The 12,643-nt window shown below is 66.2% G+C and carries 13 protein-coding genes; 6 read left to right on the top strand and 7 right to left on the bottom strand.

Going from position 1 to position 12,643, the window contains the following annotated elements:
• On the top strand, nt 1-311 hold a 311-nt coding region (locus AC3EO7_RS21630; RefSeq protein WP_435592234.1), incomplete at its 5' end, for a hypothetical protein.
• Nucleotides 312-434: 123 nt separating this feature from the next.
• Here the strand turns inward: AC3EO7_RS21630 and AC3EO7_RS21635 are convergent.
• Nucleotides 435-1,085: a class I SAM-dependent methyltransferase gene (locus tag AC3EO7_RS21635; protein WP_431970025.1), complete on the bottom strand. Its 651-nt coding sequence runs from the start codon at nt 1,083-1,085 to the stop codon at nt 435-437.
• 359 nt (nt 1,086-1,444) lie between these two features.
• Here AC3EO7_RS21635 and AC3EO7_RS21640 point away from each other — a divergent pair, with 359 nt between their 5' ends.
• A complete protein-coding gene (locus tag AC3EO7_RS21640) occupies nt 1,445-2,143 on the top strand; it encodes a DUF6461 domain-containing protein (RefSeq protein ID WP_435592235.1) in 699 nt (232 codons plus the stop codon).
• Here the strand turns inward: AC3EO7_RS21640 and AC3EO7_RS21645 are convergent.
• From AC3EO7_RS21645 to AC3EO7_RS21655, 3 genes are all read right to left on the bottom strand, one after another.
• Complete coding sequence (locus AC3EO7_RS21645; RefSeq protein WP_488186283.1) at nt 2,116-2,430, bottom strand: hypothetical protein; 315 nt, start codon at nt 2,428-2,430, stop codon at nt 2,116-2,118. The two genes, AC3EO7_RS21640 and AC3EO7_RS21645, sit on opposite strands and share 28 nt — an antisense overlap.
• Nucleotides 2,431-3,111: 681 nt before the next feature.
• The gene (locus AC3EO7_RS21650; protein ID WP_431972736.1) at nt 3,112-3,570 is read right to left on the bottom strand and encodes a GNAT family N-acetyltransferase; all 459 of its coding nucleotides are present in this window, start codon (nt 3,568-3,570) and stop codon (nt 3,112-3,114) included.
• Between the two features lie 993 nt (nt 3,571-4,563).
• Nucleotides 4,564-5,466: a LysR family transcriptional regulator gene (locus tag AC3EO7_RS21655; RefSeq protein WP_435592237.1), complete on the bottom strand. Its 903-nt coding sequence runs from the start codon at nt 5,464-5,466 to the stop codon at nt 4,564-4,566.
• A 131-nt stretch (nt 5,467-5,597) separates the two neighbouring features.
• Between AC3EO7_RS21655 and AC3EO7_RS21660 the strand changes: the two genes are divergently transcribed.
• Nucleotides 5,598-5,909: an EthD family reductase gene (locus tag AC3EO7_RS21660; RefSeq protein ID WP_431972722.1), complete on the top strand. Its 312-nt coding sequence runs from the start codon at nt 5,598-5,600 to the stop codon at nt 5,907-5,909.
• A gap of 335 nt (nt 5,910-6,244) precedes the next feature.
• Here AC3EO7_RS21660 and AC3EO7_RS21665 read toward each other — a convergent pair whose 3' ends face one another.
• A complete protein-coding gene (locus AC3EO7_RS21665) occupies nt 6,245-7,219 on the bottom strand; it encodes a hypothetical protein (protein ID WP_435592238.1) in 975 nt (324 codons plus the stop codon).
• Between the two features lie 460 nt (nt 7,220-7,679).
• Here AC3EO7_RS21665 and AC3EO7_RS21670 point away from each other — a divergent pair, with 460 nt between their 5' ends.
• The 3 genes from AC3EO7_RS21670 to AC3EO7_RS21680 all read left to right on the top strand — a co-directional run bounded on the left by AC3EO7_RS21670 (nt 7,680) and on the right by AC3EO7_RS21680 (nt 10,256).
• Nucleotides 7,680-8,468 (top strand): GNAT family N-acetyltransferase, encoded by a 789-nt coding sequence (locus AC3EO7_RS21670; RefSeq protein WP_435592239.1) that lies wholly within the window; start codon nt 7,680-7,682, stop codon nt 8,466-8,468.
• A 586-nt stretch (nt 8,469-9,054) separates the two neighbouring features.
• Nucleotides 9,055-9,774, top strand: coding sequence for an SDR family oxidoreductase (locus tag AC3EO7_RS21675; protein WP_435592240.1), 720 nt, complete (start codon nt 9,055-9,057; stop codon nt 9,772-9,774).
• 20 nt (nt 9,775-9,794) lie between these two features.
• A complete protein-coding gene (locus AC3EO7_RS21680) occupies nt 9,795-10,256 on the top strand; it encodes a hypothetical protein (RefSeq protein WP_431965426.1) in 462 nt (153 codons plus the stop codon).
• A gap of 12 nt (nt 10,257-10,268) precedes the next feature.
• Here AC3EO7_RS21680 and AC3EO7_RS21685 read toward each other — a convergent pair whose 3' ends face one another.
• On the bottom strand, nt 10,269-10,877 hold the full coding sequence (locus AC3EO7_RS21685) for an HAD family hydrolase (protein WP_431965428.1): 609 nt from the start codon (nt 10,875-10,877) through the stop codon (nt 10,269-10,271).
• A gap of 74 nt (nt 10,878-10,951) precedes the next feature.
• Nucleotides 10,952-12,487 carry an alpha/beta hydrolase gene (locus tag AC3EO7_RS21690; protein WP_435592241.1) on the bottom strand — a complete coding sequence of 512 codons (1,536 nt, stop codon included), beginning with the start codon at nt 12,485-12,487 and terminating at the stop codon, nt 10,952-10,954.
• Nucleotides 12,488-12,643: the final 156 nt, after the last annotated feature.

Consider the following 12,643-nt stretch of genomic DNA (forward strand, 5'->3'; position numbering starts at 1 on the left):
GTGCGGATGTCTGTGATGCTGGTGTCTTGGGCGGAGTGAATAGCTACTCGAAGACTAGAATCGGATTCATGAAATACCGACCTGTCCTGATCGTGGCCATGATCGGGGGCTTGATCGGCACAATACTGTCGAGTCCGTTCGCCGTGTACTTCGGCTTCGGCACTCCTGTGCTCGCTACCGCTATTGTTGGCGTGGGAATCTTGCTGGCGGGAGGCATAGGATTCGGCGGCCTGTGCGTTGCCCTGGCGTTGGCCGTCAGGGCTGACCGGCGCAGCGGTGGTTACCGCTGTCGCGGTAAGAGCCGGGCATAACTTTCCGAAGCTCCGGCCTGGCGGCGGTACGGCCAGGCAGCCGTGTAGGACACGGTAATCGGCTACTTCCGTGCGGCGCCCAACCACGGCGCTGTTGCCATCTCGTGCCGAGCGTCGCAAAGGTCATCGGCGGTAGTGCGCGGCGACGGAGTCCTGTCCGGTGTAGTTCGGTCCTGCGTGGTTGTCGGCGCCGAGGTACCGGAACTCCCAGCGGGGCAGGCCATATCCGGTGCGGGTGAGTCGATGGTTCCTGGCGTCGTACTGGAATCCGTTGCGACGCAGCGAGGTAGTGAATGGCCTACCGATTGGTGAACCGTCGTCCCACCGGATCGAGGAGGCATCGAAGTTGGCGACGAGCTGTCCGTCGGCGGTGAGCCAGGACGCCATCCGAGTCAGCGCGGCGATCTTGTCACCGACGTAGTGCAAGACGTGGACTGCGGTAATGAGTTCCACTGGTGCCTGCGGCTGCCACGTCAGCACCGACCCGGTGAGCAGGTCGACTCCGGGGCGTGAGGGTCCGGCGAAGAAGTCGACGAGGTCCAGGCCGATGATCTCGACATGCCCGGACAGTGACGCCGCCGCGTCGAAAAGAGCTCGGCCACTACCGCATCCCACATCCAACCACCGCTGTGGTGCCGGCCGCGCTGTCAGCCATGCCGTCGGATCGAAGCCGAGCTCTCGGCGATATGCGCCGATGCGGCGCTCGCGGTTCATCTCGGAGTTCGCCACTACCGCAGTCCGTTCCAAACGAGCGTCGTCGAGCAACTCGGTCACATCGACATCCTTCCCTGCCAGCCGATCGAGTGCACCGCCGACACCTATGCTCTGTATGGAAAAGCGACGTTCGCCCGCTGTGACATGCCCATTCGGGTAGCGCGCTACGCGGCATTTCAGTGCTTTCGGGCGGTCCCGGATGTCGATCCGATGTGCTCGGTGCCGAGGGCCACCTCGCCGCGCGGCAAGGATGGTCGCCAGTGGTAGCAAGTCCGGTGATCTGCCGACCCTGGCGGACCGGCCCGGCGAGCCGCTCGGATGTCAACGGAGCCACGGGAATTCCGCGCTGAGGACAGTGGGTCGATCAGGTGTTCCAGACGATCGATTAGTTGTCGGTGGGGTCTGCCACCATGACCCATATGGCGACAACTGATCCCCTGGCCCCACTCCAGTGGCTCAACGCATCCGAGAGCCAAGCGGACCCGCTGGGCGAGATCTTCAGTGTCGGCTTCTTCCGAAACCTTGACCCGTCGGAGGTGGTGCGCCGCTTCAGCAAAGGCGACGACTCCGGCCAGGAGTCGGACTTCGAAGAGCTCAACGACAGGATGGTCGAGTTCCTCGGCAAGACTGGCGGTGTGCACGGAGGCGGTCACGTGGGCGTGTTTCGGGCCGGTGCATGGAGCGTGGCCATCGAACCGGTCGGGTGGTGGATGACTGACCGCAAGACGCTGGCGGAACTATCGCGAGACTGTGAGGTCCTGGCGATCACCATCCACGGCTACGCCGAGCACAGCCTCGAGTACGCGATCGACGGGACGATCGTGACCGGCCACCGACTGGAGTACCCGCATATCCGTTGGGGTTGCGACCCCGACCGGCTCAACGACTACATGCGCGAGCTGGGCATGGAGCTGGACATGACCGACGATGACTATGTTTATGACGCCGATGAAGACGAGAGCGACTCGGACGCCTGGGACATCAGCTACAGCGCCGTCGTGCCGAGAGCCTTCGCCCTGGCGGCGAAGGTCACTGGAGTGTCGTTCACGGCAGACATGCTGGACCAGCCCATGCTCATCGGACCTATCGCCTACCGCATGTCGTACAGGTCGGGATAGTCACCTCCCGACCACACCACCGCTTGACCCGGTGCGCTTGCTGGTACGGCCGGTGAAGTCGTAGAACGCATCTCGTTCCGCTCTACATCCACCTGCCGGGCGACGTAGTCGACCGCAGCGTCGGCGATCTCGGCCCGGGCACGCGGAAACCGGCTCCGCTTGGTATAGAACCGCAGCATCAGCCCGAACCCGAGTTTCGTCGCGCCCCGCTTGGTGGCGTCCAGCTCTGGTTCCTTGCCCAGCCACGTCCACCGGTCGATCAGCTCGTCCTGGCCCAACTCCCTCATCACGCGGCAAGCTGTCTGCCTGGTGGTGCCGCGAAATCGTTCGATTCTCGATACTGGCGGGTTTCAAAACCATCCTGCATTCGGCATTTCAGGCTGCTCCGACCAACTCCGTGGTAGCGATGTGATCGAAGGCCGATCTGGAGGCTTCCGTCCGCGCCGGACCCGGTGTCCCCGGGGCCGCGGACCGGCGGGTAGCGGTTCCCCGACTGCCTGACCGATCAACCACGATCCGCGCTCTCACCACGCCGAATCATGGGGCCGCCTGCAAAGAGAGGTGACATCGTCGTCTGCCTCCCGTGTACGGGTATTCGAGGAGTGTGTAACCGACATCTCACCCCCGGCCAGATGTGCGCACTACGCCGATTCAGTCAGCGCCCAGGAGGCATTTCGAGTGCCAGACAGGCTGTCCGGCCGCACGATAGGCGGCCACGGATGGTCGAGATGTCATGTAGCTGAGGCCATGTAGGCGGACAGGATGTAGTCCAGGTGGCCTACCGAGCCGATCCAGAGATACGATTCCGTCGTACACAGGACATGTGGCTGGGTCTGCCACCAGGGGTACGCGCGTCCTGCGGCATCATCAGACGGTCTGCACCGCAGTGGATCTCACTGTCCAGATCGTCCGCCCAGCGGCATCAGCGGATACTTCCTCGGCGTTGGATCAGCTGACGGCAGGTCGAATCAGAGCCGCCTGCTGATCAGGCGACGACCATCGTTGTGGAAACCGCGTGCGAGATAGTATGCGAACAAATGCCCGACATCGCGGCCGTTCGGCGCGATGACCAACTCCAGACACCGGCAACCTCGCTCGCGCGCCCACCCGACACTGTCCTCGATGAGCTGTCCGGCCAGCCCGCGGCGCCGCTCAGCAGGCACCACGAACAGATCCTCGAGTTCGGCAACCAGTCCACTCTCCAGACCGAAGCTGGTAGTGGTGACGGCGAACCCGAGCAGCCGATCCGCAGAATGCGCCACCGCGACTCGCGCCGCAGGCGAGGCGAGCAACGTCGCGAGGTTGCCACGCAACTCGGGTTCGCCGGTGGCGAAACCGTCCTCGGAGTAGAACGCGACGGCCAACGCCAACACAGGCGACAGATCGACGGGACCGGCGGCACGCACGGTGGCAGATGTGATCGTCATATCGTCAGTACACCCGAGCCGCCTGGATCGGAGAACCGATTTCCACTCGCCGCGTGGTCCCAATCGCCGGGCGCCCGCCGCTACTTGTTGCGGAGTAGAAGTACAACCATCACTCGAAAGGACGGCGCCTGATCATCGACATTCGAGGATGCTTGCCGACTTGGTGGTAGCGATGTGGTCGAAGACCGATCTGGGGACATCCGTCCGCGCCTGTTCCGGGTCCTCGGACCGGCGGCAGCGGTTCCACCACTGCCTAACCGATCCATCAGGATTCGTGCTCTCGCCGCGCCGAATCACGGGGCTGCTGTAGGGAGAGGTGACATCGTCGTCTCCCTCCCGCAGGCGGGCATTTGAGGAGTGCGTAACCGACATGTCACCTCGGCCAGATGGCACACTACGTACTCCATGTCGCCTGAGCAGCGCGAAGAACAGCTCAGAATTCCTCTCTCAGTTCCACCACCAACCGGGTCGGCCGATTCAGTCAGCGCCCGGGAGGCATTTCGAGTGCCAGACAGGCTGTCCGACCGCGCGATAGGCGGCAATGTAAGTGCGTTCTCGACCCCCTGCGGTTGGCGCGAGCACGCAGGGGGCGGACGTTGCGGTGGATCTATTACTGCGAAGGTGGCGGTGCTGGCGTTAGGACACCACCCAGCGTGATTGTTATGAGTTAGCTGATGCACGATAGTTCCGGTATGTCGGAAAGCGGCGAACATGACGCCCACGAGACGGGCGGTGGGGGGCGTCCTGGTTGGCGAGGCCGGTTTCGGCGACAGACCCCGGGGGCCGGAGGAGGTCAGCCCGGTGCGCCGGCGCGGGGGTGGGTCGCACGGGTGGGCTGGCTGCTGCTGGTGGTCGCTGTAGTACTCGGGATCGTGGTGCCGGTTGGGCAATTGCTCGTGCTCGTACCGATTTCCTGGTCACATCCGCTGTTGAGGGTTTTGGCGGTGCAGGGGATCGTCATCGTCGTCGGCAATTTGCGTGACCTGCTGCGCGTCAGTCCGGCAGCCAGTGCAGCTCGTGTGCCAAGGTCTTGGCGACGGTACGGATGCGGCGGTGTAGTGGTGACTGCACGCGCGGGAGGACCAGGTGGATCGTCAAGGTGGGTGCGCCCCGCAGCGGTCGCCACGTGAGACCGGCCGGTGTGATCGTGACCGCGGCTTCACCGGCCGGGGCGAGGGTGAGCCCGTCGCGTAGGTCGCGCTGAGACGGGTCGAAAGAGACTGCGGGCGTGTGGAATCGGAGGTGTGGCCGGGTGTCGCGGAACACTGCGGACAGCTGATCGTGGATCACGGGGTTGGCGGTGCGGTCGGGGAGTCGCAGCGGATACGCGGCCGCATCGGCGATCTCGATCTCCGGGTGTTCGGCCAGCGGATGATGCTGCGCCAGCTGGACCCCGACGCGTACACGCCGCAGCAGGAACCGGCGCACGCCACGACCCGGCTGTTCACCGCGGGTGATCCCCGCATCGATGCGGCCGTCGGCGACCGCGGGAGAGATCTCCGGTGTCGCCATCGGGACCGCACCGACCTCGAGTCCCGGGCTGCTGCGAATGAGCCTGTCCACCAGGACCGGCGCCGTCTCGGCCCCCGCGCTGAGGCTGTATCCGATGCGCAGCGTGCCCAGTTCACCGGCCCCCGCATTCCGGGCGGTGTCCCATGCCCGGTCCAGCGCCGCCAGCGCGGGCGGCGCGGACTCCGCCAAAGCCGCACCGGCCGTGGTCAATACGACGCTACGCGTGTCACGAACCAGCAGGCTCGTACCGAGTTCCGCCTCCAATCGGCGCATCCGGGCACTGAGTGCGGGCTGCGCGATACCGATCCGTGCGGCCGCGCGGGTGAAGTTCAACTCCTGCGCCAGCACCAGAAAGTACCGCAGGCTCACCGTATCCGGCGCCACATGCCCTCCCCGTCGATTGATAACGATCCGTTCTGAGCCTATCGCGTCCCGGTCTTTCCCTCGACCACACATCAAGCCCTAACCTGCACATATGACGATTCAACCGACCGCGGTAGATGCAGGAGGCAGTCATGCATAAGCTGCTGGTCCTATATCCCAAGCCCGCCGACCCCGACCACTTCCGCGACTACTACGTGACCAAACACCTTCCACTGGTCATAGAGATGCCCGGCCTACTTGCGTGGCGCTACAGCTTCGACGTGGCGGCGACCAACGGAGAAGCGCCGTATTTCGCGGTCTTCGAAGCCGACTACGCTGACGCCGCCGCCATGGCCGCGGCGTCGGCGTCGCCGCAAGGCCAGCGGGCGGCCGCCGATGTCGTCAACTACGCCACCGGCGGTGCGGTCATCATCCACTATCCGGTGCAGGAGGGCACCGACTGAGGCAGGACGGCACGCTCCGGGACGCGTTCGGTCGGCCGTTGCGGCCAGGTCTGGCTCTCGGCGGAACGCCGTTCGCGGTTGCCGGTTCGTTGAGCGTCAAAGGTGGGCCGATGTCCTGGCCGGATGTCACGGTGGTTGATGCGCGCGTGCGGCTCGACGGCCGGGGCGGGAGCCCGCCAACCTCGGGCAGGCCCGGCATCGCCTTTCGAAGAACGGTCCAAGCGTTCCGAACCCAGTAAGGAATTCTGACTGTCAGCGGCAATATGGTGCGTTTGGCCGACCCAGATGTGCGGACATCCAGATCAGCGACGGCTATCAAACACCCTGCCAGCGCGTTAGTCGCTACGAGATACCGTGCCCTGAATCTGAGACGTGCTCGTTCCGCCGTAATCCGCATATTTGTAGGTCGCCGAAACCACCCGGCTACTGCCAGCCTCACAATTCGGAGCGCGCAGGTGAGTAAACGCGAACTCGTTGCCTGTACCAGGCTGATACAGCATCACTTCGGTTCCCGGCGGACCCGACCGTAATGGCAGCTCGTCTCGGAACGAGATCGCGGTCGGCGGGGTAGTTTCGACGCTGCCTGTGCCGTTACGCAGTGTGACCACGACCCCGAACACGTTGTCAGGCACATCCTTCGGCGGATACGACTGTGTCGCGCCGCCTGTGTAGACGGTCGTCTGTCCCTCGTCGGTCCAGTCCGACAAGTTCCTGCCGCAATGGGCGTCGGTGACGAGCCGAGCCAGGACACCGGACGGGGTGCCGCTGCCCGCGATCAGCGGCGGAATCGTGACCACCACACTGACGAGAATGGCAACTACCAGCACTGCTCCGCCTCGCATCGAGGCGGCGCGCGTCCGACCGGATCGGTTGCCATACAAGTGCAAGAAGGCTGCCGCGAACGCTGCGGCAAGTGCGAAGCACGCCGCGACGATGCTCGTGTCGAGGTGTCCGGATAACTCCGGCTTGTAATCGGACAAGTACAGCTCGGTCCCCACCCACTGAGCGAACAAACTGGCAACTACCCCACCCGCGATGGTGCCGCCAGGCGCGAACCGGTATGGCATCAGCCCGAAAATGCCAGTGACGACCAGCACCGGGCTAATCACAAGCAGGAACGGCCAATAGACCATGAGGTTGGCCGCGAAGCGGCCGCCCGCTTCGAACTCGAACCGTGGATCCGATCCCGGCTCCGAGTACAGTCCGAGCCCGATCGCCACCCACGCCACAGCCAGCACGCCGACGGCAACAACATGCAATAGGTACGCGAGACGGTTCAAGCGATTCCACGATGGATCACGAGCAAACACGCGGTCACTGTATCGACCAGTTGCGTCCGATCCGGTTACCAAATGTGGAGAAATCGTGTGGGTCCGGTAGGAGACTCCGAAGTCGCGGAGCCCGAACCCATTCAGAGGGCGTCGCGAGTGCAGCAGGATCGGCGGCAATTCAGGTATGCCCAGCGCGGGCCGAGGGCACCGACAATGGTGTTCGCCTCATGTCTTGGGCGGCACAGCGAATGCAGGTTGTTCGGGTCGTAGCGCTCGCCACCCATGCCCCTAGCCCTTTGAACATCCTCAACTCGGCAGAGGCGGACGTTCGTCAACCGCGCGCCCAGCGGCAGGAGAGTGCATTCTTCGGAACCAGTGCGCAGAAGCTCTCCTGGGTCCACAGCGCATCGCCCCCGATCCTTTCCACACGCCCACTGCTTGCCGAAGAACCAAACGACGGATCCGCGACGAATACGACGGAATCGAATACTGTTCGAGCATGTTCCCCACCTGGCGAATCGCTGCTGCCAAAGCGGAATTTCAGCACCGGCCCCGCCGTGCCACCATTGGGCTGGCGGGATGGATCGCGCTCCTCGGGTTTCCCGCAGCAGTCATCGGCGTCGCGGCTACAGCCGTATTTCCCTCCGCCGCAACCGAACTCATCGTTGGTGTCTGGCTGCTGATCGTGGTGGCCACCGTACTCGTCGCGGTCTGGCTCTGGGTGTGGCGCGTCAGCGAACTTGCCAGCAAGGAAAGCAGTGCACGCTATGACGTCCTGCGGGACATCGAAACCTCGCGGCTCACCCTGCGCCGACCGGCGCCGAAGGACGCAGTCCCGCTCGAGGCCACGATCGACGATGCGATGCTCGCCAGCAACGGTTGGACAGAACGAAATGGCCGGGCACTGATCAAGGCGGTCGGGCGCGGCCGCCCGACTCCCGGGCTTCTGGTGATCGAGTCGCGATCAGACGCAACCGTGATCGGTGGCGCGACTGTGCACCCCGGCGACGACCAGACGTCGTTCGCGTCGATCGGTTGGTGGATTGGCCCCAGTCACCGGCGAGCCGGCTATGCGAGCGAAGCGGTGGCCGCCCTCGTCGACGCGATCCACGACACCGGATACACCAGCGTAGAGATCGGCACGAACGAGTCGAATCTCGCGGTGCAGCGCATCTGCGACAAGATCGGCGCAACAGAAAAGGATCGGCGACCGCAGCCTTTGCCGGACGGATCGACCGTCCCTGGAATTTGGTACGAACATCACCGCGTGGTCACAGAACCAACGTGAATCAAGTGCGCTGTCCCAGATGTGAACGTGCCGCCGGTTCGAGCCGTTGCCGCTCGGCGGACCGTTAGCCGATTGCCAGTACGCATGGGTGGATCGCGTCACGAGCTGAGCACCTGACTTGGTGGTAGCAATGTGGTCGAAGACCGATCTGGGGACATCCGTCCGCGCCGGACCCCGTGTCCCGGGTCCGCGGACCGATGTTGGCGGTTCGACCACTGCCCAACCGATCAACCACGATCCGCGCTCTCGCCGCGCCGAATCATGGGGCTGCTGTAGGGAGTACGGGGAGGTGACATCGTCGTCTCCCTCCCCATACGCGGGCATTTGGGGAGTGTGTAACCGACATCTCACCCCGGCCAGCAGCGCCACCTCCTCACGCCGCAGCCCTGGCACCTGCCGTCGCACGCCGACGGGCAGACCGACATCGCGCGGTCCCACGCCAGCGCGCGCCTGCCGCAACAACGCGGCGAGCTCGATGCGGTCCATGACCCGATGATGCCGGACATCGGCGGCGGCGGGGTGGTACGGCCGATCCCAGGACATGGCGGTCCTGGCGCGCAGCGCGCCGCGCGGACACGCTCGGATCGTGAACTCCACCACGATCGCCCTGGTCACCGGGGCCAACAAGGGATTGGGCCGGGAGATGGTGCGCAGGCTGGCCGGACTCGGATGGCGCGTCTTCCTCGGCGCAAGGGACGCCGAGCGCGGCGAGCGGGCGGCGACCGAGCTTGCCGAATCGGGTCTCGACGTCGAATTCGTCGAGCTGGACGTGACGTCGGCGTCCTCCGTAGCCGCCGCCGTCGAGTCGGTCCGCGAGCGCGCCGACCACTTGGACGTGCTCGTCAACAACGCGGCGATCGGCGGCACTCTCGCCGCCCCGCCGGACTGCGTGGCCGCCGACTTCCGAGAAGTGTTCGAGACCAACGTCTTCGGCGTCGTCGAGGTGACCCACGCCTTTCTGCCGCTGCTGCGCGCGTCGTCGCACCCGCGAATCGTCATGGTCTCCAGCGGCATTGGATCGCTGACCCTGACTTCCGATCCCACCCGGCTGGAATCCACTCTGCTCGGCCTGCCCTACCCGTCGTCGAAGTCCGCGCTCAACGCGATCACCTCCCAGTACGCGCGGGCGCTGCCCGATTTCCGGGTCAACGCGGTCGATCCCGGCTATACCGCAACGGATTTGAACAACAACACGGGCGTGCAGACCGTTGCCGAAGGCACCGACGCCGTCGTGCGCCTGGCCTCCGGCGAACCGGGCGGACCCACGGGCGGGTTCTTCGACCGGCGCGGGCCGGTCCCTTGGTGAGGCACCGCTAGGATGCGCGCATGCATGTGCGGAAGTCGCGACGGCCGGACACGGTGTTCCGATCGATGCGGACGACGCTGGGAGTAGCGGCCGCCTGCCTGATGCTCGCCGTGATCTGCGTGGTCGCGATCGTGACCGGCACGGCGGTGATCGCGGGGAAGATCGGCGCACTGGTCTTCCTTGCGATCGGCGCCGAGATGGCGTGGTCCGGGCTGCGGCGCAGGCCGGATCTGGTCATCACCGACGAGGTCGTGGAACACCGGGCGTTCGGCCGGATCGCGTGGTCGATGGTGGATCACGTCCGGGTGCGCCGCTGCCCGAGCGGCGATGCCATCGATCTGGTACTCACACACCCGGATCAGGAGTTGGCGATCGCCACCGCGCCGTCGATTCCCATGACCTCGCTCTCGGTCCCGCTGCTCCAGGTCACCGAGGCGATGCGCAGGCACCGGCCGCACCTCGAGATCACCGCCGCCGACTGACCCGCCGCGCGCTCAGGCGGCCGCGTATTCGGTGAGCCAGGACGGGAATTCGGTCAGGTCGCCGAGAACGATGTCGGCTCCCGCCGCGCGCAGTTCGGCGGCGTCGCACGGTCCGGTGGTGACACCCACCGCGAACGCGTCGGCGGCTTTGGCGCCGCGCATGTCACCGGCGTGATCGCCGACGTAGACGGACGCACCTTGCGCGCGCAGCGCCTCGGCCTTGCCGGTGGACCACAGCCCGCCCGCCAGGTGGTCGATCCGCCAGCCCAGCTCGTCCAGATGGAGCTGCGCGTGCGGCTGGTACTTGCCGGTCACCACCATCAGCCGTCCGCTGCGCGCGGCCACCGCGGCCAGGGCCGCGGCCGCGCCGGGCATGGCGGGGATGCGTGGCACCACGTCCGGATACAGCTCGCGGTAGCGGGCGATGAGGGCGGGAATGAGCTCGTCGGGGGCGCCCGCGTCGGCCAGCAGCAGATCGAGCGGCGGGCCCAGTCGCTGCACGAAGTCGGCGCCGCGCAGCGGCAGCTGGAATTCCGCGGCGACGGTGTCGATGGCGAAAGAGACTCCCGGTCGCGAGTCGATCAGCGTCATGTCGAGGTCGAAACCGACGGTCCAGGTCACCCATCGACTCTAGAGGGGCGCGGCGGGACCGAGTCCGCCGGGAGCGCTGAAAGGGGAGGTGCGCGCGGGCCCGGTCAGTTCGTGCAACGGGTCCCGTCCGGGGGCAGCACGCCGTCGTAGAGGTAGGCGACGACGATGGCGTCCACGCAGGAGGAACCGTTGTCGAAGGCGATGTGACCGTCGTGTTCGTTGATCACGAGCACGGCGTCGGTCAGGGTGGCGGCGACGTTCTCGGCGTCTTCGAGCGGGGTGGCCGGGTCGCCGCTGTTGTTGAGCAGCAGGATGGGCGGCGCACCCGCCGCGTCCACGCCCTGTGACTTCTGCGTCGGCGGCACCGGCCAGAACAGGCACAGCGGGGTGCTGAACACGCGGTTCGCGCCGAACAGCGGTGACTGCCCGGCCACCCATTCGGCCTCGCGCGCCAGTTCCCCAAGGATCACGTCCTCGGACTTGGACCGCCACGCGTTCGGGTCGTCGTCGAGGCATTCCACGGCCCAGAACGCCGGATCCGACGAGCTGTAGCGCCCCTGGTCGCGGCCGACGTAGAGGTCGGCCAGCTCGGCGAGCCCGGTGCCGTCACCGCGCAGCGCGTCGGCGAACGCGCGCTCGAATCGCGGCCAGTAGCGTTCGTCGTAGGTCGCCTGGAAGATGCCGAGCAGCGCCAGATTGGAGCCGACTCTGCGGTCGTCGGTGGTGCGGATGGGCTCGGCGTCCACCCGGGCGATCAGGTCACGCAGCCGCCGCATGGCGGCGTCCGCGTCGTTGCCGACGGGGCAGTCCGTGCGCTGCGCGCACGCGTCGAGCATGGTGCGCACCAAGCGATCTCGCGGCGAGAGCTCGCCCGGTGCCGGGGTGCCGGACACGTCGAGCGCCTCCCACCGGTCGGTAGGCAGGCTCGGATCGTCCACGGAGTCGAGCACCATCCGACCGACCCGATCCGGGAACCGCTCGGCGTACAGCTGCCCGATCCGGGTGCCGTAGGAGAAGCCGAAGAAATTCAGCTTCGCCTCGCCGAGCGCCGAACGCATAATGTCCATGTCGCGCACCACGAACTCGGTGCCGACGAAACCGAGCAAGGTGCCGGTGTTGCGCAGGCACGCGGTGGCGTAGCGGCGGTGCGCCTCGGCGACCGACCGGCGGCCCGCGTCGTCGACCGGGGTGAAATCGGTGGCCAGGTAGTCGTCCATCGCGCGATCGCTCAGGCACTGCACAGGCGCGGTCCGGCCGACGCCGCGCGGGTCGAAACCGACCAGGTCGTAGCGGATGCGGAACTTGCGCAGACCGGTGTCCCGCGGGTCGAGCGCGGAAAGGACGTTCTCGTAACCGGATTCGCCGGGACCGCCGGGGTTGCTGGTGAGCACGCCGAGGCGCCGGGCGGGATTGGCGGCGCGTAAACGCACCAGCGGCATGGCGATGGCCGCAACTCCAGGGTGGTCGTAGTCGACAGGCACGCGGATCTCCCCGCAGTCCGCGCCCGGGTATCCGGCGCACGGCGCCCAGTCGATCCGCTGAGCCTCGTAATCCTGCAGTGTGGGCAGCGGGGCGGGGGAAGGCGTTGCCCGGCCATCCACCCTCGGCCCGATCACGCAGCCCGAGATCAGCAATCCCACGGCCGCAACCACGGCCACCAGTCCGCACCGATTCGCTCGCACTGTCGTCCCCCGATCCTCCGCGACGTCCTCCGGCGGATGTATCGCGCCGCGGCCACCGCGAATTGACGGCGAGCCCCTCTCGAAGATAGCGAGAAAGCGGCGATCCGCGTGGGT

It is taken from the genome of Nocardia sp. bgisy118, assembly GCF_057708605.1.

Coding starts and splice junctions, on each gene's coding strand:
- AC3EO7_RS21650 (WP_431972736.1), bottom strand. CDS start 3,570: ATGACGATCACATCTGCCACCGTGCGTGCCGCCGGTCCCGTCGATCTG.
- AC3EO7_RS21645 (WP_488186283.1), bottom strand. CDS start 2,430: ATGAGGGAGTTGGGCCAGGACGAGCTGATCGACCGGTGGACGTGGCTG.
- AC3EO7_RS21640 (WP_435592235.1), top strand. CDS start 1,445: ATGGCGACAACTGATCCCCTGGCCCCACTCCAGTGGCTCAACGCATCC.
- AC3EO7_RS21670 (WP_435592239.1), top strand. CDS start 7,680: ATGTTCCCCACCTGGCGAATCGCTGCTGCCAAAGCGGAATTTCAGCAC.
- AC3EO7_RS21660 (WP_431972722.1), top strand. CDS start 5,598: ATGCATAAGCTGCTGGTCCTATATCCCAAGCCCGCCGACCCCGACCAC.
- AC3EO7_RS21680 (WP_431965426.1), top strand. CDS start 9,795: ATGCATGTGCGGAAGTCGCGACGGCCGGACACGGTGTTCCGATCGATG.